Here is a 2,025-nt window from a genome sequence, read left to right on the forward strand (position 1 = left end):
GAGTAGTTTTACAGGCAAAGCCGAAACGGATGATAACCACCTACTGAAGTAGGTGGTTTAGGGCTGAAAACAAAAAAAGAGGCGTAATAACGCCTCTTTTTTATCGCTTGATAACCTTTAGCGTCGACGACGTCCACGCGCTGGATATTCTGCGTCATCTGATGGCTGACCACTTAATGGTGGAATCTTCTCTTTCCCTGCCAGTTTCTTCTGCAGTGAAAGCATCAACTCAGCTTCGGCTTTTGGTAGTTCGCACTCTTCAATCAGCTCGTTGATATCAGCGCCAAGCTGTACCATTTTAGAAGCGCGACTGTACAAGCGACCATCAGTATCAGCGTGTTCGAGTTCGCGAATTCTCTCGTTTAAGTGCTGAATAATGTCTTGTTGCTCCGTCACTTTTTGCCCAAGACCAACGACAACCGAGCGCACTTCGAGTAACTGCTTACTCAACTTTTGCACTTCTTTATCTGCGTGTCGAGATTGAGCTCGTTGTTGGTCTAACTGCTTTTGTAACCCCGAGCGAATCCGCAGTTGCAAAACAACCAATACTAACACGATAAAAGCGACGCCACCCGCAAGGAATGGAGCAGATAAAAGAGTCTCTTCAGCCATCATCATTCAGCCATTAAAGGTGAGCCATCTCGTCCCACTCGTCATCTGTTAGCAGCTTGTTCAAATCCACAAGGATAAGAAGCTTGCCGTCACGGTTGCTCACACCCTGGATGAACTTCGCACTCTCGTCGGTACCAACTGAAGGCGTCGTATCAATTTCAGAAGAACGCAGATAAACGACTTCTGCCACGCTATCTACTAAGATACCAATCACTTGACGCTCAGACTCGATCACAATAATACGAGTGTTGTCGGTGACTTCGCCTTCCATCAGGCCAAAACGTGAACGTGTATCGATAACAGTAACTACATTACCGCGTAGGTTGATGATACCAAGTACATAATCTGGTGCACCTGGAACAGGGGCAATTTCAGTATAACGAAGTACTTCACGAACTTGCATTACGTTGATGCCGTACGTTTCTTCTTCTAGCTGGAACGTCACCCACTGAAGAACTTCGTCATTCGATGCATCTTTCTTCACTTCTACTTCAAAAGCTTGAGACATAGTTAATCCTCGTTAATGTCGTTCCCGACTTAAATCTAATTCAGTGATTTGACATCTAAACCGGCGTTTAGCATGTCAATGAGCGCCTGGACATGAATTAAGGCACACATTTTTTCTTTTACCATGCCCGCTAGCCAAGGGCGTTTACCCGCCTGCTCACGCCAGCGAACCTTGTCGATATTAAGCGTTTCAGTCCCCATTAATTGGTTACTGGCCAACCCCCACATGCTCTCACCAAGCATGACGACATATTGGTAGTTATCTTTATAGCTATCATCACGAAGCTTATCTGCCATCACCCATTTCGCGGTATCGATGACATCAAACTGCTGCTCGCGATTCGTTTGTAGCCCCAAATACCAGGCGGGTTTTCCTATCAAATGGTTAAGCTCGCTAATGCGATGAATACCACCTAACTCATCAAGAGGTACAGCAAACGTGACACCATTCACATCAAAGTAAAGAACTTGGAAGTCCTCACTTCGCTTCGTGCTTTCCCAGACCGTTGGTATATCGGAATCTGCTTGTGTTTCGAGTTCAGTATCGACGTTCGCTTCTATATTGATACTTTGTTCGATCACTGCGTGAGGTTCATCCACCTCTGGTTGCGCTTCCTCAAAAACTGGCTCATCAATCACCCAGTCCTGTATTTCCTCAACACCCTGAAGCTCAGGCACCTCACTAAAGGTTTGTACCTCAGGCTCAGCCGCTTTTATCTCTGCTGCAATATCAATCGTATTTTGTTCAAGAATACTATCAATATCCAACTCAGCCACTGGGTTGCTTGCTTCAAGCTGACTTAATAGCCTTTGAACATCTTCCAGGTTTGGAGCTTCCAACTCTGGCGGATATGTTTCTTGAAACTGGTACGTTTCTGGCTCCGAGTATTGTAGCTGTAATTCTGG

At 45.7% G+C, this 2,025-nt stretch carries 3 protein-coding genes; all 3 read right to left on the bottom strand.

Annotation, left to right across the window (positions count from 1 at the left end; translation table 11 throughout):
- Nucleotides 1–117: 117 nt before the first annotated feature.
- Complete coding sequence (locus R7E00_RS20980) at nucleotides 118–612, bottom strand: DUF2802 domain-containing protein (protein ID WP_025998721.1); 495 nt, start codon at nucleotides 610–612, stop codon at nucleotides 118–120.
- Nucleotides 613–625: 13 nt separating this feature from the next.
- Nucleotides 626–1,120 carry a chemotaxis protein CheW gene (locus R7E00_RS20985; protein WP_005380507.1) on the bottom strand — a complete coding sequence of 165 codons (495 nt, stop codon included), beginning with the start codon at nucleotides 1,118–1,120 and terminating at the stop codon, nucleotides 626–628.
- Between the two features lie 35 nt (nucleotides 1,121–1,155).
- Nucleotides 1,156–2,025: chemotaxis protein CheW (locus R7E00_RS20990; protein WP_318124462.1), on the bottom strand; the 870-nt coding region annotated here is incomplete at its 5' end.

Source organism: Vibrio sp. Vb1755 (assembly GCF_033338635.1).
Taxonomy (GTDB): Bacteria; Pseudomonadota; Gammaproteobacteria; order Enterobacterales; family Vibrionaceae; genus Vibrio; species Vibrio alginolyticus.